The organism is Mycobacterium timonense, assembly GCF_025821985.1.
GTDB lineage: Bacteria > Actinomycetota > Actinomycetes > Mycobacteriales > Mycobacteriaceae > Mycobacterium > Mycobacterium avium.
Genome location: NZ_JACKSY010000066.1, coordinates 301,073 through 317,612 on the forward strand (window position 1 = coordinate 301,073; position 16,540 = coordinate 317,612).

A 16,540-nucleotide genomic window follows, 5' to 3' on the forward strand; every position below is an offset into this window, starting at 1 on the left:
ATCTAACGCTAACCGCATCGCCTTCTCCCCCTCGCGCGCCGAGCGCGGGCACCATTTTGCCCCGTGCATGGTGAGTGAGTACTCTCTCACCATGCTCAGCTCGGGACGGGACCGGCTGCTGTCCGCGGCGCTGCGGCTGTTCGCCGCGAAGGGATACGCGGCGACGTCGGTGGCCGACATCCAGCGCGAGTCGGGCCTGGCGCCGGGGTCCGGGGCGCTCTACAAACACTTCGGCTCCAAGCGCGAGCTGCTCGAGGCCGCGGTCGCGCACCGGATCGAGAGCATCGTGACCGCGCGAGAGCAGTACGACGCGGGGCAGCCGGGCAGCGTCGAGCAGGCGGTGCGCACCGCCGGGCAGCTGATCTGGAACAACCTCAAACAAAGCGAGGATCTGCTCAAGGTCATGTTGCGCGAGCCCGACGAGCTCGGCGATCTCGACGAGAAGACCTGGCAGGTGATCACCGACAACGCCTACCAACGCTTCGCCGACGAATTGGCCGCATCCAATCGTGCCGGGCGGACCAGCATCCCCGATCCCGAAGCGGCCGCCGCCGTGGCGATCGGGTCGCTGTCCTATGCCGCCACCCTGCAAGCGCTCACCGGCCGGCTGCCCGGCAACACCGACGAGGACCGCTACTTCGAGGCCTGGGTCAACCAAACGGTCAGCGTCCTCGCACAGTACACGAACCGGCGAAAACCTTTGAACGACAACGACAATGATTCAGGAGCACAGACGTGACGTTTTCCCTGCAGCTGTCCGATGACGTGATCGAGGTGCGCGACTGGGTGCACCAGTTCGCGGCCGACGTCGTCCGCCCCGCCGCCGCGGAATGGGACGAGCGTGAGGAGACCCCCTGGCCGGTGATCCAGGAGGCCGCCAAGGTGGGGCTGTACTCGCCCGACCTGTTCGCCCAGCAGGCCGCCGAGCCCACCGGCCTGGGCATGTTGACGGTGTTCGAAGAGCTGTTCTGGGGGGACGCCGGAATCGCGCTGTCCATCATGGGCACCGGGCTGGCCGCGGCGGCGCTGGCCGGCAACGGCACGCCCGAACAGCTGGGCCGCTGGTTGCCCGAGATGTTCGGCACCGCCGACGAACCCAAGCTGGGCGCGTTCTGTTCGTCGGAACCCGATGCGGGCTCCGACGTCGGCGCCATCCGCACCCGCGCCCGCTACGACGAAGCCACCGGCGAGTGGGTGCTCAACGGCACCAAGACCTGGGCCACCAACGGCGGGATCGCCAACGTGCACATCGTGGTGGCGTCGGTCTATCCGGAGCTGGGCGCCCGCGGGCAGGCCACCTTCGTCGTCCCGGCCGGGGTGAAGGGGCTGGCGCAGGGGCAGAAGTTCAAAAAGCACGGGATCCGCGCGTCGCACACGGCCGAGGTGGTGCTCGACGACGTCCGGCTGCCGGCAGACCACATCCTGGGCGGCCGGGAGAAGTTCGAGGAGCGGATCGCCCGGGTCAAGTCCGGCGCCTCGGCCCGCGGGCAGGCCGCGCTGAAGACCTTCGAGCGCACCCGGCCCACGGTCGGCGCGATGGCCGTCGGGGTGGCACGGGCCGCATACGAGTATGCGCTCGAATACGCTTGCCAGCGCGAGCAATTCGGCCGCAAGATCGGCGAGTTCCAGGCGGTGGCGTTCAAGCTGGCCGACATGAAGTGCCGTATCGACGCCGCCCGGATGCTGGTGTGGCGGGCCGGCTGGATGGCCCGCAACAACCAGGCCTTCGACGCCGCGGAGGGCTCGATGGCCAAGCTGGTGGCCAGCGAAACCGCGGTGTACGTCACCGACGAGGCGATCCAGATCCTGGGCGGCAACGGCTACACCCGCGACTACCCGGTGGAGCGGATGCACCGCGACGCCAAGATCTTCACCATCTTCGAGGGCACCAGCGAGATCCAGCGGCTGGTCATCTCCCGGGCACTGACCGGCCTGCCCATCCGGTGACCGGGTAGCGACCTCCCGCGGGCGGCGCCACCGGCCGCGCGCGACATGATGGCGGCATGGCTATCGAGATCCGGGTTCTCGAGGACGAAGACGACCTGATCGCCGCCGCCAACGTGTTCCGCACCGCCATGGTCGGGTTCGCGCCGCTGGCGGGGCTGGCACCCGGCCAGATCGGCACGCTGCTCGAGCCGGGCCGCACCATCGGGGCCTACGCCGGCGGGCAACTCGTCGGCACCGCCGACGCGGTGACCAGCCGGTTGACGCTGCCCGGCGGGGCGCTGGTGGGTCACGCGGCCGTGACCCACATCGGGGTGCTGCCGTCGTTCACCCGGCAGGGCATCGCCACCGCCCTGGTGCGCCATCAGCTGCGCGACTTCGCGGCACGCAACGAGGTGGTGGCGACGCTGCGGGCCTCGGAGGCGACGATCTACGGTCGTTACGGCTACGGCGTCGCGAGCTCGTCGCAATCGGTGACGGTGCACACCGCGCGGGCGGCGCTGCGCCGCGACGTCGGGCCGGGCGGCCCGGTGCGATTACTGGACACCGCACAGGCGTGGGAGGTGCTGCCCCGGATCTACGCCGAGCATCGCCCGGCGCGCCCGGGCACCATCGACCGTCCGCGGGTGTGGTGGCAGGGTGTGCGGTTGCGCACCGAATCCGCCCCGGGCCCAACGTATGTCGCGGTGCACGGCGCGCCGGGGTCCGAAACCGGTTTCGTCCGTTACCGCCCGATCGACACCGAGCGGTGGTTCGTCAGCGACGAGCGCACCATCGTGGTCGAGGACTTCTTCGCGCCCACCGCCGAGGCCTACCTCGGGTTGCTGCGGTTCCTGCTCGGCCTGGATCTGGTTGACCGCGTGCAATTTTGGATGCTGCCATTGGACGATCCGCTGCCCTGGCTGCTGGCCGACCGGCGGGCGGCGCGGGTCACCGCGGTACACGACGAGACGTGGCTCCGCGTGGTCGACGCGCGGGCGGCGCTGGCCGCCCGCGGCTACTGCGGCGACGAGACGCTCACCGTCGCGGTCAACGACCCGCTGCTGCAGGACAATTCGGTGTACCTGCGCATCGCGGATGGCGGTGTGGCGGTGACCGACGGGCCGGCCGACGTCGATGTCGACGTCGAGGGGCTGGCCGCCGTGCTGCTCGGCGGCACCACGTGGCGCGACCTCGCCGTGGCCGGGCTGGCCCGGGCCCGCGATCCGGGGGCGCTGGCGGTCGCCGATCGGCTGTTCGCGGTGCCCGAGGCGCCGCACGCCGGGTTCTTCTTCTGATGATCGTGGTCATCGGTGCGGGGGTGTGCGGCCTCGCGGCAGCCCACGAGCTCTCGCGCCGCGGCCACGACGACGTGGTTGTGCTGGAAAAAGGGCAGCCGTTCGGCGAGCAGTCCGCCGGGCTGGCCCGGATCTTCCGGATCGCCCACCAGCGAGAGTCGTTGTGCCGGTTGGCTTTTGACGCCCGGGCGGGCTGGCAGCGGTGGGAGGCCGAGTTCGGGGTGGGGCGGCTGCTGGGTTCGGAGGGCTTCATCGCCGCCGGCGCCGCGGCGGACGGGGTCGCGCAGGCCATGGAGCGGGCGGGCGCCGCGTTCTCCCGGCTGGATCGGGATGGCATCGCCGAGCGGATCCCGTTCGCCGACGTGCCCTGGGAGACCGGAATTTTCGATCCGCTGGGCGGCAGCCTGCGGATCCGCCGCGCGCTGACCACGTTGGCACGCCGCGTCGTCATCCGGCGCGGCGAGGTGATGTCGGTGGCCGACGACGGCCGCACGATGCTCGCCGACGGCACCGTGCTGCGCGCCGATCGGGTGCTGATCTGCGCGGGGGCGGCGACGCCGAAGCTGTTCGGCCCGCTCGGCGTCGACTTCGTGCCGCACACCCGGTTCACCTACCGGGGCGCGGATGCGACCGGAGCGGCGTGCCTGTCGGCGCCCGAGGGCTACGGGTTGCCGCTCGGCGGCACCGGGCGGTGGGCGTTCGGGCAGGAGGTCGCCGACCCCGCGACGGTGCGCGCCCTGTTCCCGTCGCTGGTCGCGGTGGACCGGGTGGACTGCGTCAGTGTCCGTGCGCCGTGGCTGGATTCGGGTGGCGACGGCTGGACCGTGGCGCGGCGGGGCCGGGTGCTCGCGTTCGTCGGCGCCAACCTGATGAAGTTCGGTCCGCTGCTCGGCGAACTGCTGGCGCGGGCCGCGCTGTCCGACGACATACCCGCGGAGCTGCTGCTCGATTAGCCGCGCCGCCGGGCGATCCGGGTCTCGACGGCGCCCAGCGCGGCGTCGCTGAGTTTGCCCAGCCCGGCCAGCAGCACGATCGCCAGCAGCATCACGTCGGTGCGCCCGCTGTTTTGACTGTCGATCAGCAGGAAACCGAGTCCCTTCGAGGAGGCGATCAGCTCGGCCGCCACCACGAACAGCCACGCATTGGCTAGGCCTAATCGCAACCCGTTCACCAGTTCCGGCGCCGCGGCGGGCAGCAGCACCGCGGTCAACAGCGACACCCCGTGCCGACCGTAGGCTCGCCCCACCTCGACCAGGTGGGCGTCGATGTGGGACAGCGCCGAGGCCGACGTCGTGTAGACCGGAAAGAACGCGCCGACGGCCACCATCAGGATCTTGGGTGTCTCGTCGATACCGAACCACAAGAGCAGCAACGGAACCCAGGCCAACGAGGGCACGGTGCGAAATGCGGCCACGGTTGGCGCCAGCAGCCTGCGCGCGGTGGCCGACAGCCCGACGAGGGAACCCAGCGCCAGCCCGGCGGCCGCCCCGGACGCATATCCGGCCAGCACCCGCCAGCCGCTGGCCCTCAGGTGCGTCCACAGTTCGCCGTGCCGCGCCAAGTCACTCAACGCGGCCACCACGTCTCCGGGAGGCGGAAGTTGGCTGGGCGCAAAGAATCCGGTGACGGCGGTGGCGAGCTGCCACGCCACCAGCAGCAGCGCCGGGACGATCAGGCCGATCGAGAGCCCGCCCAGCCGCCGGGAGCGCGGCGTCAGCGGGCTTGCCGAGCGTACTTCGGCTCGATCAGCGTGTTCAGTGCGTTGCGTCCGGCGTCGTCGGATTTGATGTCGCCGTCGGCCACCGCCAGCGGCTCGATCCGGGTCAGCACGGCGCGCAGCCAATCCCCCGGCACCGGGTCGATGTTCAAAGCCGTTCGACCCAGCTCCTCCTGGGCCACGCTCTGGCTCACCTTCGCCTGCGAGGCCAGCAATGCCGCCAGCTCGGCCGGGTGCGTCTTCGCCCACTTGCGGGCCTCCTCATAGGTGTCGACCACCAACTGGACGGAATCCGGGTGGGCGGTGATGAAATCCTCGCGAGCGTTCAGCACACCGCCGGAGTTGAAATCCGGGTTGCGGTAGATGATGCGGGAGCCCTGCTGCTGGATCGTCTCGGCCATGAACGGGTCCAATCCGGACCATGCGTCGACGTCGCCGCGTTCGAGCGCGGTCTTGCCGTCGGCGTGCTGCAGGTTGACGATCTCGATATCGGCGGGCGAAAGCCCCGCTGTGGCAAGCGATTGCAACAGGAAGAAGTACGGGTCGGTGCCCTTGGTGACCGCGACCTTCTTGCCCTTCAGATCGGCCACTGCGTTGATGGGCGAGTTCTTGGCGACCACCAGCGCGGTCCACTCGCCCCGGGCGTAGACGTCGACCGTCTTGATCGGGGTGCCGTTGGCCCGCGCCAGCAGTGCGGGGGAACCGCCGGTGGAGCCGAAGTCCAGGGCCTTGGACCGCAGTCCCTCGTTGGCCTTGTTGCTGCCCTGGGAGAGCACCCAGGTGACGTGGTAGCCCTTCTTCTCCAGCAGCTGCTGGTCGCGGATCACCAGGCTCAGCGGGTTGTAGTACGCGTAGTCGAGGTGCAGGTCCTTGGTCGTCGTGGTGCCGCTGCTCGAACCGCAGCCGGACACCGCGGTGACCGCGGCGACCACCGCCAATGCCGTCAGATGCCTTGGCCTCACGACGTTTTCGCCTCCTGTTCGATGGCGTATCCGCGTCGCGGCACACCGACTTCCTCCAACAACTGTTCGCGCAGCGCGGCGATGCGCGGATCACCGCGGTCGCGCGGCTTGGGGATCGCCACGTCGTGCGTCGCCGCGACGGTCGCCGCGCCGCCCTCCTCGCCGCGCAGGATCAGCACCCGATCGGCCAGCAGCACGGCCTCCTCCACGTCGTGCGTCACCAAAATCGTTGTGGTACCGGCCCGTTGCTGCACCGCGTCGAGCAGGTCTTGCATCCGCAACCGGGTCAGCGCGTCCAGCGCGGCCAGCGGTTCGTCGAGCAACAGGACGCTGGGCTGCCGCGCCAGGGCACGCGCCAGGCCGGCGCGTTGGGCCATGCCGCCGGAGACCTGACGCGGGTAGTGGCCGGCGAATTCGCGCAGGCCGACGACGTCGAGCCAACGCTGCACGGCCGCAGTTCTTTCCGGCCGCTCGGTGCCGCGCGGCAGTCCGAAGGCGACGTTGGCCGCCAACGACCGCCACGGCAGCAGCCGCGGTTCCTGAAACACCACGGCGCAGCGCGGGTCGATCCCGCGAACCGCCTTGCCGTCGATTTCGATCCGGCCCCCGCTGGGCCGGTCCAGCCCGGCAACCAGCCGCAGCAGCGTCGATTTGCCGCTACCGGACGCTCCGAGCAGCGCGACCACCGCACCCGGTTCGATCTCGACGTCGACGTCGCGCAGCACGGTGTGCGTTCCGAACGTCCGATCGACGTGGCGAAGCGTCACACGTGCCGGCGCCGGGTTGGTCGAGACCACCCGGGCAGCCTAGGAACCCGCGGCAGCGCCCACTAGATTTGCGGTGATCGTGATTCGAAGACCGGCCGGCCGTCAGCCGTGCGGCGCCTCGGAGATCTTGGTGTCCGGCTTCCCGACCGTCTGGCAGTACGTCATCGCCGACAGCCGCGTCGCAGAGATCTCGACGTTGCTCGGATCGGTGCCGCTCTTGTCCTTGAGCATCTTGCTGACTTCGTCGTTCTGCTTCTTTTCGTCCTGTGTGGTGAAGTCCTTGCACTTGGTGTCGCCGCCGGTGTTGATGACCTGTGAGGCCGAACACGCGCTGGACAGCAGGACGGAGAGCGCGATCGCGGCTGCCGCAATGTACTTCATCATTTGCCTTCCTCGGGACGAGTAGTGGTATCTGTACACCGAATTGCCTGATTTCAAACCCCGCGGTGCGGTGCGCACCGACCGAAGCCATGTTTGCACGCCGGCCCCCGGCGGGACGGTCGGCCGGCGCGGGAATAACCGGCCCGGTGACCGTGTGTTACTACCGTCAGTGATGTCGTCGAACGTGCGCGCCGCCCGCAACCGCCCCGGCCGAACGGACCCCCAGCCACCCACCGGTGCACCGCTGTTCGTCGGCGTGCTGGGCCTGCTGCTGGCCACGGGCTGGGTCGCCAATCACTTCGTCGGGCTGATGCCGGCGATCAGCGACCGCGACCACCTCGCCACCACCACGCTCGACGGGATCTTCGGGATCTACGCGCTGGGCCTGCTGCCCGGGCTGCTGGTCGGCGGCCGAACCTCGGACGCGCTCGGGCGCCGGCCGGTGGCGCTGACCGGTTCGGCGGCCGCGCTGGTGGGGACGGTGGCGATGCTGCTGTCCCAGCACAGCCCCGCGTTGTTCGCGGGACGCCTGATCGTCGGGCTCGGTGTGGGCCTGGCCATCAGTGCAGGCACCGCCTGGGCGTCCGATCTGAGAGGTCCCGCCGGCGCCGCGACCGCCGGAGCGGTGCTCACCGCCGGTTTCGCCGTGGGGCCGTTCGCCGGGGGCGTGCTCGCCTGGGCCGGACCCTCGGGCGTCCGGGCGTCGTTCGCGCTCGCCGCCGCGATCCTCGCGCTGGCGGCGTTCGCCGTCGTCGCCGCGCCGCAGCCGTCCCCGGTGACGGCGCCGGCGGATCCTGACGGCGAGGAGACGGCGGATGCTGCGCCGCAGGGTATTTCGCGGGCGTTGAGTTGGGCGATGCCACTGGCGCCGTGGGTGTTCGCCTCGGCCACATTGGGTTTCGTCACCATTCCCGGCCGGCTGCACACCGCGTTGGCCGCTCCGGTGGCCGCCGGCACCGCCACCCTGATCGTCAACGGGGTCAGTGGCGCGGTCCAGGTGCTGGCCCGGGCGCTGCGCTGGGGGCCTCAGGCGGGCACCGCCGGCGCGGTGCTGGCCGCCCTCGGTTACGCGGTGGCCGCCGCGGCGCCGTCCACCCTGACCCCGGCGCTGGGCGTACCGCTGTTCGTGGTCCTGGGGTGCGCGTCCGGATTGTGTCTGCGCGAAGGGCTGATCGATCTGGAGGCCGCCGCGCCGCAACGCCTGCGCGGCGGCCTGACCGGGCTGTTCTACGTGGTCACCTACATCGGCTTCGGGCTGCCGCTGATACTGGCCAGCGTTCGCCCCGGGGTCGCGACGGCGATCCTGTCCGGCATGGCGGTGCTGGCCGTAACGGCGGCGGTCGGCAGAGCGGCCCGGCTGCGACGAGATGACCACCGGCAGAACTGATTTCGTCGAGCCGACGCGCCTGCCCGGTACGCGTCACACCAGTTGGCGCAGGGCCTCGATCAGCTTGACCCGCTCGGCGGGGGTGGACGCCATCGGCGCCACGTTCAAGGTGGTCACCCCGGCCTCCCGGAACGCCGCCACCCGCTCCTTGACGAACTCCCGGCTGCCGATCAGGTTCACGTCGCGCACCAGATCATCCGGCACCACCTTGGCGGCCCCGTCCTTGTCGCCGGCCAGGTAGAGCTCCTGGATCCGGTCGGCTTGCGGGCCGTATCCGTACTTGGTGGCCAGCGCATGGTAGAAGTTCTTGCCCTTGGCGCCCATCCCACCGATGTAGAGGGCCAGGTGCGGCTTGACGAATTCCCTTAGCGGCTCGGTGTTTTCGCCGATGGCCAACACCGGGCCGGCGTAGATCTCCAGCTCACCCAACTCGGCGGCGCGCTTGGCCCGGCCGGCGGCCAGCGACTCGCCCCACACGTCGCGCGCCTTCTCGGGCAGATAGAAGATCGGCTGCCAGCCCTCGGCGATCTCGGCCGCCATCTCGACGTTCTTGGGCCCCAGCGCGGCCACTAGAATCGGAATCCGTTCGCGGACAGGCGAATTGATGAGCTTGAGCGGTTTACCCAGCCCCGTTCCCCGGTCGGCGGGCAGCGGGATCGTGTAGTGCTTGCCCCGGTGCTGCACCGGCTCGCGCCGCCACACCTGGCGGCAGATCTCGATCACTTCGCGGGTACGCCCGATCGGGGCGTCGTAGGGCACGCCGTGGAAGCCCTCGATCACCTGCGGACCCGACGCTCCCAGGCCGAGGGTGAACCGTCCGTCGGAGACGTAGTCCAGGCCGGCCGCGGTCATCGCGGTCAGGGTGGGCGTCCGGGTGTAGAGCTGCAGGATGCCCGACGCGAGCTCGACTCGCTGGGTGCTCGCCGCCAGGTAGCCCAGCGCGCTCACCGCGTCGAACGAGTACGCCTCGGGCACGAAAACGATGTCCAGCCCGGCGTTTTCCAGGTCGGCCACCTCGGCGGCCACGTCCTTGAAACCGCCCGCATAGTTGATGCTCAATCCGATCCGCATGGTCACTACTTCTACGCGGTGCCGAATCGATTGGCCAATTCGACCGCCTCCTGCTGGATGCGCGCGAACTGGGCGCCCATCGCCTCGGACAACGCCGTCGCACCCGACAGCGGCCGCACCATCACCATGAAGTCGTCGATCAGACCGTCGTCGTCGCAGTGCAGGAAGTCGCAGCCGGTGATCCTGATCCCGGGTGCCCCGGCGATGCCGGTCTCGAACACCAGGGCGTGGTCGCGGCCGCCCGGGTCGCCGATCTCGCGGAGGTACCGGAAGTCCTCGAAGATCCGCATGACCCCGCGCAGGATGGCCGCGGTGATCGGCTTGCCGACGTAGGGCTTGAACGCCACCGGGCTGGTGAACACCACAGTGTCGGCCAGCAGCGCCTGGATGGCCTGCTCGTCGCGCTCTTCGACGGCCCGGCGGAACGGATGCATCGGCGACCTCGCATAGTCAACTTGTTGAGTAGGTGGGGTTGACGCTAGGCCGATCGGCCGCATATGTCCAGCGTGCGCTTAGTCACTTTATTGATTATTCATGTGGTTGTATGATCGTCCGGTGTCGCTGCGTGACGCGGTGTTGGCCGCCCTCCTGGAGGGCGAATCGTCGGGATACGACCTGGCCAAGGACTTCGACGCCTCGGTCGCGAACTTCTGGCCGGCCACCCCTCAGCAGCTGTATCGGGAGCTCGACCGGCTGGCCGGGCAGGGGTTGATCCGGGCGCGGGTGGTGCACCAGCAGCGCCGGCCCAACAAGCGCATGTTCTCGCTGACCGCGGCCGGGCGCGCGGCGATCCGGCGGTTCACCGCGACGGCGCCGCGGCCGTCGGTGATCCGCGACGAACTGCTGATCAAGGTCCAGGCCGCCGACGCCGGCGACATGCGGGCGGTCCGCGACGCCATCCGCGAGCGACGGGACTGGGCCACCGCGAAATTGGCGCGCTACCAACGACTGCGGGCCCGCCTGCTGGACGGCCGCAGCGAAGAGGACTACCTGGCCCGCGCCGAACGGATCGGCCCGTACCTCACGCTGATCCGCGGAATCTCCTTCGAGGAAGACAACATTCGCTGGGCCGAGCACGCGCTGGCCGTCATCGCACGACGGCTCCCGACCACCGACGCCGACTCCGACGCCGGGGATTCGCGCTTGGTGGGTCCGGCAACCAATGGTTAACTGCCAGCATGCGACGACAACCGCTGCTGGCCCGACGCTTCTTCGATCGCTACGAGCCGGTGCACGCGGTGACGTACTTCGCGCCGGAGGCGCGGGCCGCGCTGGACGCCCTGGGCTACCGCGGATTCTGGATGGGCTATTTCGCGGCCCGCTCGGCGCCGCTGGGTGCGGTGCCGCGCGAGGTGGTGGCCGCGATCTTCTACAACTTCGCCCCCGAACGGGTGGCCAAGGCGCTGCCGGCGGCCTGGGAGATCGCGGGCCCGCAGGCCGCGCTTCGGGCGCGGCAGGAGTCCGCGGTCGCCGCGCTGCGCCGCTACGGCCTGCGCCCGGATGAAAACGTCGCCGTGGCAGCCGAACTCGCGGCCAAGGCGGCCCGGGGAGCACCGCTGGACGGGCGCCCGCTGTTCGCCGCCAATCTGGCGCTGCCCTGGCCGGAGGATCCGCTGGCCGCGCTGTGGCACGCGACGACGCTGTTGCGCGAGCAGCGCGGTGACGCGCACGTGGCGGTGCTGGCCGCCGCCGGCATCTCCGGTCGCGAGTCCAACGTCCTGCACGCCGCGGCGGGCAACGTGTCGCGCGACTACATCGCCCGCACCCGCGATTACGACGAGGCATCCTGGCGCCGGCACGAACAGCGCCTCGCCGAGCGCGGCCTGCTCGACGGCGACGGCGCGCTGACCGCCGCCGGCCGACAGTGCAAGGACCACATCGAAGCGACCACCGACGCGCTGGCCCTGTCGGCGCTCGACGCGCTGACCGACGACGAGGTGGAGACGCTGTTCGAGGCGCTCACCCCGATCACCCGCGCGGTGATCGCCGGCGGCGACATCCCCGCCGTCACCCCGATGACGTTGCGCCGCGACGAATTACACGACGACAGCGCGCATTTGGTGGCCCGATGAGCGGCCGGCCACTGCCCGGCGGGGTGGTGCACAAGCTACCCGCCGACCTGCGCGAATCATTGATCGGCAACGCCACCGCGCTCGCCGCGTGGAACGACATCACGCCGCTGGCCCGAAACGAGTTCATCTGCTGGGTCGAGGACGCCAAGCAGCAGGCGACCCGGGAGCGCCGCATCCGCCGCACCGTCGAGGAGTTGGAGGAAGGCAAGCGGCGGCCCTGCTGCTGGCCGGGGTGCAAACACCGCGAGCGCACCGGAAAGTAGTCGCGCGTCGGCACTCTCGCGCGCGAGCGCCGCTACCGGCCCAACGGTTTGTAGAAGACCAGGCCGTTGCCTTTGTTGTCATAGACCACGGCGCGTCGTTCGTGAGCATCGTCGTAGGGGCCCTTGACGATGCCACCGCCGCTGGCCTCGACGGCCCTGGCCGCGCCGTCGACGTCGGCGGTCTTGATGCCCACCACCACCTGGCCGGGGATCGGGTGGTCCACCGCGGTCGCCAGCGCCAGGGTGACCGGGCCCGCGTCGAGCGCGGCGAAGTGCGCCCCGTCGCGGAACTTCAGCGGCATACCCAGGGTCTCGCTGTAGAACCGGATCGACTCGTCCAGGTCGTCGGTCGACAAGATGATCATCTTCGCTTCGTGCTCGCTCATGGCGCCTCCCGTGGCCGGATCGGCTATCAGGGTAATGGAAACACCCGTCGCGCAGGAAGATTCGGCCAATCGCGGTCGGGCCGCGACCGCGACCACCCGATCGTTGACCGTGAAATACGCTGCGCAAAGCGGGGATTGGGGTATTGCCGTGGAGTTACCTACCGGAATGCGCCGGTAAACCGCGCCGGGCGCAGGCCCGACGTCAGCCCTTGGTCAGGGTGAATTGCGCGACGTCGGTGTAGCCCTCACGGAACAGGTCCGCGCAACCCGTCAGGTACTTCATGTAGCGGTCGTAGACCTCTTCGGACTGGATCGCAATGGCCTCGTCGCGGCGCGCCCGCAGCGCGGCGGCCCAGGTGTCCAGGGTGCGGGCGTAGTGCGGGCGCAGCGCCTGCACCCGCTGCACACCGAAGCCGGCCCGCTGCGCGTGCTCGATGACGCCCTTGGCCTGGGGCAGGTCCCCACCCGGGAAGATCTCGTCCATGATGAATTTCATGAAGCGCAGCTTGGTCATGGTGATGGGCAGGCCGCGCTCGGCGAACTCCTCGTCGCTGGGCTTGATGATGGTGTGCAGCATCATCACTCCGTCGTCCGGGAGCGCCGCGTAGGCCATCTTGAAGAAGTCGTCGTAGCGGTCGCGGCCGAAATGCTCGAAGGCACCGATCGACACGATGCGGTCGACCTTCTCGTCGAACTGCTCCCAGCCCTGCAGCAGCACCCGCTTGCTGCGCGGGGACGGATGGTTGTCCAGCCGGCGCTGCACGTGCGCCTGCTGGTTGCGGCTCAGCGTGAGGCCGACGACGTTGACGTCGTAGCGCTCCGGCGCGCGCACGATCGTGGTGCCCCAGCCGCAGCCGATGTCGAGCAAGGTCATGCCCGGCTGCAATCCCAGCTTGCCCAGCGACAGGTCGACCTTGGCGATCTGCGCCTCTTCCAGCGTCATGTCGTCCCGCTCGAAATACGCGCAGCTGTAGGTCCGGGTCGGGTCCAGGAACAGCGCGAAGAACTCGTCGGACAGGTCGTAGTGCGCTTGGACGTCGTCGAAATGCGGTTGCAAGTTGACGGCATCGCCGGTGTTCTCGGACAAGGCACAACCTCTGACTTATTCTGATCGGGTTTGACGGGCGCGACCGTGGCCGGTCGCCTCGCGGCTGCCTCAGTGTATCCGCCGCGTCGGCGGCCCCCGGCCGGCAGATCGCTTACCTGGGCGTCAATTGGGTTGATCCTCGGGGCGCGGTGTTAGCCGGGCCGGGAAGCCGGGTAGGCCAGCCCAGATCGACCGGCGGAAGGCAGGACGCGGATGGCCGACATCACCATGCTGATCCTCGCCGACCACGACTGGTTCCGCGAGCAGTTCGCCCGGCTCGACTACCTGCAGGCCCAGGCCGCCGACGACCGGGACGCGCTGCAGCGGGTGTGGCGGCCGCTCGCCGACAAGCTCGACGTGCACGCCTACATCGAGGAGAAGATCTTCTATCCCCAGCTGCTCAAGCGCGGCAGTGCGGACGCCGAGGGCGAGACCCTCGACGCGATCGGCGATCACAACGACATCCGCGACGGGGTGTGTGCGGCGAACGCGGCCCAGCCGGGCACCGAGCAGTGGTGGGCCGCGGTGGGACGCACCCGCGAGGCCAACGACGACCACATGGCCGAGGAGGAACGCGAAGGGCTGTCGGATTTCCGGCGCACCGCACCGATCGGCCTGCGCGAAGCGCTCGGGCGCCAGTACGCCGAGTTCATGGCCGAGCATCCCACCACCGAGGGCTTGCCGATCATCGATCGCGACCCGGCCGGTTACGTCGAGCAGGTCCACAACGCCCAGCCGCCCAAACCGGCCGACTTCTCGCTGCGCATCGGCAGCCTCAAGGGCCAATGACCGGCCCGATCGAGCCGAACGTGACGCGAATAACCGGACGCCGCCGCACACCGCGCGCGACACCGTCGCCGCCGAACCGCAGTACCCCGCCCTAGCTGGCCTTTGACGCCCCCGCGGCGCGTGTCGCCCGAGGTGGCCGAGCGGCTGCGACCGGGCCGGGTCGCAGCGCGGTCACCGCTGTTAGCCCACCCCCGCTGGTTCGTGCCCGGAAAGTTTCGGGTAAGCCATCAGTCAATGGGTATTCGCCGCCGCCGGAGGAAATGGGCACGTAAAGAAATCAGGGTCGCCGATCCAGCGATGCGTCAAACCATCATGGGCACCGCGATCGGAAACTTCATGGAGTGGTACGACTTCGGTGTCTACGGGTACATCGCGACCACGCTCGCCGAGGTGTTCTATCCGGGTAAGAGCGTCAGCGGCCTGCACCTGATCGCGACCTTCAGCACGCTGGCCGCGGCGTTCGTCGTCCGTCCGCTCGGTGGGTTCATCTTCGGCCCGCTGGGCGACCGCATCGGCCGCCACCGGGTGCTGGTCGTCACCATCCTGATGATGACGGTCAGCACCACCACCACCGGCCTGCTGCCCACCTACAGCAGCATCGGCATCTGGGCGCCGATCCTGCTCGTCATCGCCCGGATATTCCAGGGTCTGTCCACCGGCGGCGAGTACGTCGGCGCGATGACCTACCTGGTGGAGCAGGCCCCCGACCACAAGCGCGGCATGATGGTCGGCTTCCTGCCGATGGGGAATCTGGTGGGGTTCGTGCTGGCCGGCATGCTGGTCACCGGGCTGCAGACCTGGCTGCCCGACCAGGACATGTTGAGCTACGGCTGGCGAATTCCGCTGCTGCTGGGGCTGCCGTTCGGTCTGGTCGCGCTGTACCTGCGGCTGCGGCTGGAAGAGTCCTCGGCCTACCAGAGCGCCAACGACAGCCCGCACACGCCGGGCGGCCAAGGCCGCCAACAGATCCGGCGCACGGTGGCGCAGCAGTGGCGGCCGATGCTGATCTGCGCGGCGCTGGTGCTGACCTCCCAGGTCGCCGACTTCATGCTCACCGGCTATCTGCCCACCTATCTCCGGCTGTTCGTGCGGGTCGGACACACGGCCGGGCTGGTGATGATCGTGACCACGCTGGCCATCCTGATGGCCACGGTGGTGGCCGTCGCCAGCCTGTCCGACCGCATCGGTGTCAAACCCATCATGTGGACCGGGTGCGCGCTGCTGATCGGCGCCTCGGTGCCGGCGTTCCTGCTGATCCGATTCGGCGGCGTGTATCCGGTGATCTTCATCGGCGTGCTGCTGATCGGGCTGATGGAACTGTGCTTCGACAGCACCGGGCCGGCCATGCTGCCGGCGCTGTTTCCCACCAACGTGCGCTACGGGGCGCTGGCCATCTCCTACAACATCTCGATATCGCTGGTCGGCGGCGTCACCCCGCTGATCGCCCAGGCGCTGGTGTCGGCCACCGGCAACGTGATGGTGCCGGCCTACATGCTGATCTTCGGTGGCGCGGTGGGGGCCGTCACGCTGCTGTTCACCCCCGAGGTCGCCGGCAAACCGTTGCCGGGCTCGGGGCCCGCGGTGGAAACCGAACGGGAGGCCCGCGCGCTGGCCGACGACGTCCGCTAGCCCGGGAACGTTTATCGCGCACACGTTTATTTGGCGGTGACGGGTTATCCGTCACGGATGAGGTCCGGTTTCCACCGGCGGCTGTGTCTGCTCAACGCGCGGCTCGCCGAGATGTGCGCAATGGCCGCCGACGCGATCGCGCAGGCCACCCACGCGCTGCTGGACGCCGACCTGCTGACGGCCGAGGGTGTCATCACCCGCCAGCACAGCATCGCCGCCCTGGGCCTGCAGGCCGAGGAGACCGCGTTCGCGTTGTTGGCGTTGCAGGCGCCGGTGGCCACGGATCTGCGCGCGGTGGTCAGCGCGCTGCGGATCGCCGCCGACGCCCAGCGGATGGTCGAGCTGGCGGTGCACGTCGCCGAGATCGCCCGCCGGCGCCACCCCGACAGCGCCGTGCCGGCGGAGGTGCGGCCGATCATCGCGGCCATGGGTGAGGCGGCCGAGGCGCTGGCCGCCGGTGCGCGCGAGGTGCTGCTGTCCCAGGACCCGCGCCGGGCGGCGCAGATCCGCCGCGACGACGACACGATGGACGAGTTGCATCGCCGGCTGCTGTCGGTGCTGATGGACCCGGCGTGGACGCCGGGCGTCGCCGCCGCGGTGGACGCCACGCTGCTGGGCCGCTTCTACGAACGCTTCGCCGACCACGCCGTCGAGATCGCGCGGCGCGTCATCTTCCAGGCCACCGGGGGTTAGACACCGGCACATCCGGGTGTGGCCGACGCGCGCTCGGGCTATTAGGAGGTAGGCCGTCCAGACCGCGGGCGGCGATCACGGCGCCACAGGCGACAGAGGCGACAGGCGGGTGCGA

Annotated in this window: 19 protein-coding genes; 11 read left to right on the forward strand and 8 right to left on the reverse strand. The window is 69.8% G+C overall.

The features are described 5' to 3' along the window. Nucleotides 1–91: 91 nt before the first annotated feature. Genes H7I87_RS18065 through H7I87_RS18080 form a run of 4 tightly spaced genes read left to right on the forward strand, consistent with a single transcriptional unit; the run spans nucleotide 92 to nucleotide 4,174 of the window. On the forward strand, nucleotides 92–739 hold the full coding sequence (locus tag H7I87_RS18065) for a TetR/AcrR family transcriptional regulator (protein WP_009974345.1): 648 nt from the start codon (nucleotides 92–94) through the stop codon (nucleotides 737–739). After that, nucleotides 736–1,947 carry an acyl-CoA dehydrogenase family protein gene (locus H7I87_RS18070; RefSeq protein ID WP_003876359.1) on the forward strand — a complete coding sequence of 404 codons (1,212 nt, stop codon included), beginning with the start codon at nucleotides 736–738 and terminating at the stop codon, nucleotides 1,945–1,947. The genes H7I87_RS18065 and H7I87_RS18070 overlap by 4 nt, the downstream gene beginning before the upstream one ends. A 56-nt stretch (nucleotides 1,948–2,003) precedes the next feature. Continuing rightward, a complete protein-coding gene (locus H7I87_RS18075; RefSeq protein ID WP_033726458.1) occupies nucleotides 2,004–3,221 on the forward strand; it encodes a GNAT family N-acetyltransferase in 1,218 nt (405 codons plus the stop codon). Next, the gene (locus H7I87_RS18080) at nucleotides 3,221–4,174 is read left to right on the forward strand and encodes an NAD(P)/FAD-dependent oxidoreductase (protein ID WP_033726456.1); all 954 of its coding nucleotides are present in this window, start codon (nucleotides 3,221–3,223) and stop codon (nucleotides 4,172–4,174) included. Before H7I87_RS18075 ends, H7I87_RS18080 begins: the two co-directional genes overlap by 1 nt. Here H7I87_RS18080 and H7I87_RS18085 read toward each other — a convergent pair. The 4 genes from H7I87_RS18085 to H7I87_RS18100 form a co-directional block, all read right to left on the reverse strand. After that, a complete protein-coding gene (locus H7I87_RS18085) occupies nucleotides 4,171–4,872 on the reverse strand; it encodes an ABC transporter permease (RefSeq protein WP_033726455.1) in 702 nt (233 codons plus the stop codon). The two genes, H7I87_RS18080 and H7I87_RS18085, sit on opposite strands and share 4 nt — an antisense overlap. A 62-nt stretch (nucleotides 4,873–4,934) precedes the next feature. Next, nucleotides 4,935–5,900 carry an aliphatic sulfonate ABC transporter substrate-binding protein gene (locus tag H7I87_RS18090; RefSeq protein WP_033726454.1) on the reverse strand — a complete coding sequence of 322 codons (966 nt, stop codon included), beginning with the start codon at nucleotides 5,898–5,900 and terminating at the stop codon, nucleotides 4,935–4,937. Next, entirely contained in the window at nucleotides 5,897–6,667 is a 771-nt protein-coding gene (locus tag H7I87_RS18095; RefSeq protein ID WP_009974339.1) for an ABC transporter ATP-binding protein, read from the reverse strand. The genes H7I87_RS18090 and H7I87_RS18095 overlap by 4 nt, the downstream gene beginning before the upstream one ends. Nucleotides 6,668–6,769: 102 nt before the next feature. Beyond that, nucleotides 6,770–7,051 (reverse strand): hypothetical protein, encoded by a 282-nt coding sequence (locus H7I87_RS18100; RefSeq protein ID WP_003876352.1) that lies wholly within the window; start codon nucleotides 7,049–7,051, stop codon nucleotides 6,770–6,772. A gap of 166 nt (nucleotides 7,052–7,217) precedes the next feature. Between H7I87_RS18100 and H7I87_RS18105 the strand changes: the two genes are divergently transcribed. Further along, nucleotides 7,218–8,435 (forward strand): MFS transporter, encoded by a 1,218-nt coding sequence (locus H7I87_RS18105; protein WP_011723362.1) that lies wholly within the window; start codon nucleotides 7,218–7,220, stop codon nucleotides 8,433–8,435. A 33-nt stretch (nucleotides 8,436–8,468) separates the two neighbouring features. Here H7I87_RS18105 and H7I87_RS18110 read toward each other — a convergent pair whose 3' ends face one another. Together H7I87_RS18110 and H7I87_RS18115 are read right to left on the reverse strand one after the other, a co-directional pair. After that, nucleotides 8,469–9,506, reverse strand: coding sequence for an LLM class F420-dependent oxidoreductase (locus tag H7I87_RS18110; RefSeq protein ID WP_009974337.1), 1,038 nt, complete (start codon nucleotides 9,504–9,506; stop codon nucleotides 8,469–8,471). A gap of 11 nt (nucleotides 9,507–9,517) precedes the next feature. Next, nucleotides 9,518–9,940, reverse strand: coding sequence for a nuclear transport factor 2 family protein (locus H7I87_RS18115; protein ID WP_003876900.1), 423 nt, complete (start codon nucleotides 9,938–9,940; stop codon nucleotides 9,518–9,520). Nucleotides 9,941–10,061: 121 nt separating this feature from the next. Here H7I87_RS18115 and H7I87_RS18120 point away from each other — a divergent pair, with 121 nt between their 5' ends. Genes H7I87_RS18120 through H7I87_RS18130 form a run of 3 tightly spaced genes read left to right on the forward strand, consistent with a single transcriptional unit; the run spans nucleotide 10,062 to nucleotide 11,841 of the window. After that, nucleotides 10,062–10,676 carry a PadR family transcriptional regulator gene (locus tag H7I87_RS18120; RefSeq protein WP_011723359.1) on the forward strand — a complete coding sequence of 205 codons (615 nt, stop codon included), beginning with the start codon at nucleotides 10,062–10,064 and terminating at the stop codon, nucleotides 10,674–10,676. A gap of 8 nt (nucleotides 10,677–10,684) precedes the next feature. After that, nucleotides 10,685–11,578: an SCO6745 family protein gene (locus H7I87_RS18125; RefSeq protein WP_033726453.1), complete on the forward strand. Its 894-nt coding sequence runs from the start codon at nucleotides 10,685–10,687 to the stop codon at nucleotides 11,576–11,578. Beyond that, nucleotides 11,575–11,841 (forward strand): YdeI/OmpD-associated family protein, encoded by a 267-nt coding sequence (locus tag H7I87_RS18130; RefSeq protein ID WP_003876897.1) that lies wholly within the window; start codon nucleotides 11,575–11,577, stop codon nucleotides 11,839–11,841. The genes H7I87_RS18125 and H7I87_RS18130 overlap by 4 nt, the downstream gene beginning before the upstream one ends. A gap of 32 nt (nucleotides 11,842–11,873) precedes the next feature. Here the strand turns inward: H7I87_RS18130 and H7I87_RS18135 are convergent, their stop codons facing one another. Together H7I87_RS18135 and H7I87_RS18140 are read right to left on the reverse strand one after the other, a co-directional pair. Continuing rightward, nucleotides 11,874–12,227, reverse strand: a complete 354-nt coding sequence (locus H7I87_RS18135; protein WP_003876345.1) for a VOC family protein — start codon at nucleotides 12,225–12,227, stop codon at nucleotides 11,874–11,876. A gap of 202 nt (nucleotides 12,228–12,429) precedes the next feature. Further along, nucleotides 12,430–13,314 (reverse strand): cyclopropane mycolic acid synthase family methyltransferase, encoded by an 885-nt coding sequence (locus H7I87_RS18140; RefSeq protein ID WP_033726452.1) that lies wholly within the window; start codon nucleotides 13,312–13,314, stop codon nucleotides 12,430–12,432. A gap of 213 nt (nucleotides 13,315–13,527) precedes the next feature. Between H7I87_RS18140 and H7I87_RS18145 the strand changes: the two genes are divergently transcribed. From H7I87_RS18145 to phoU, 3 genes are all read left to right on the forward strand, one after another. Next, entirely contained in the window at nucleotides 13,528–14,103 is a 576-nt protein-coding gene (locus H7I87_RS18145; RefSeq protein ID WP_024636689.1) for a hemerythrin domain-containing protein, read from the forward strand. 297 nt (nucleotides 14,104–14,400) lie between these two features. Beyond that, entirely contained in the window at nucleotides 14,401–15,732 is a 1,332-nt protein-coding gene (locus tag H7I87_RS18150; protein ID WP_003876342.1) for an MFS transporter, read from the forward strand. 57 nt (nucleotides 15,733–15,789) lie between these two features. After that, the gene (phoU, locus tag H7I87_RS18155; RefSeq protein ID WP_023862057.1) at nucleotides 15,790–16,425 is read left to right on the forward strand and encodes a phosphate signaling complex protein PhoU; all 636 of its coding nucleotides are present in this window, start codon (nucleotides 15,790–15,792) and stop codon (nucleotides 16,423–16,425) included. Nucleotides 16,426–16,540 lie beyond the last annotated feature (115 nt).

Excerpts from the sequence above, each read along its gene's own strand:
- H7I87_RS18075 (WP_033726458.1), top strand. The coding sequence starts at position 2,004 with ATGGCTATCGAGATCCGGGTTCTCGAGGACGAAGACGACCTGATCGCC.
- H7I87_RS18115 (WP_003876900.1), bottom strand. The coding sequence starts at position 9,940 with ATGCATCCGTTCCGCCGGGCCGTCGAAGAGCGCGACGAGCAGGCCATC.
- H7I87_RS18130 (WP_003876897.1), top strand. The coding sequence starts at position 11,575 with ATGAGCGGCCGGCCACTGCCCGGCGGGGTGGTGCACAAGCTACCCGCC.
- H7I87_RS18145 (WP_024636689.1), top strand. The coding sequence starts at position 13,528 with ATGGCCGACATCACCATGCTGATCCTCGCCGACCACGACTGGTTCCGC.
- H7I87_RS18135 (WP_003876345.1), bottom strand. The coding sequence starts at position 12,227 with ATGAGCGAGCACGAAGCGAAGATGATCATCTTGTCGACCGACGACCTG.
- H7I87_RS18065 (WP_009974345.1), top strand. The coding sequence starts at position 92 with ATGCTCAGCTCGGGACGGGACCGGCTGCTGTCCGCGGCGCTGCGGCTG.
- H7I87_RS18110 (WP_009974337.1), bottom strand. The coding sequence starts at position 9,506 with ATGCGGATCGGATTGAGCATCAACTATGCGGGCGGTTTCAAGGACGTG.
- phoU (WP_023862057.1), top strand. The coding sequence starts at position 15,790 with ATGAGGTCCGGTTTCCACCGGCGGCTGTGTCTGCTCAACGCGCGGCTC.
- H7I87_RS18125 (WP_033726453.1), top strand. The coding sequence starts at position 10,685 with ATGCGACGACAACCGCTGCTGGCCCGACGCTTCTTCGATCGCTACGAG.
- H7I87_RS18100 (WP_003876352.1), bottom strand. The coding sequence starts at position 7,051 with ATGATGAAGTACATTGCGGCAGCCGCGATCGCGCTCTCCGTCCTGCTG.
- H7I87_RS18080 (WP_033726456.1), top strand. The coding sequence starts at position 3,221 with ATGATCGTGGTCATCGGTGCGGGGGTGTGCGGCCTCGCGGCAGCCCAC.
- H7I87_RS18150 (WP_003876342.1), top strand. The coding sequence starts at position 14,401 with ATGCGTCAAACCATCATGGGCACCGCGATCGGAAACTTCATGGAGTGG.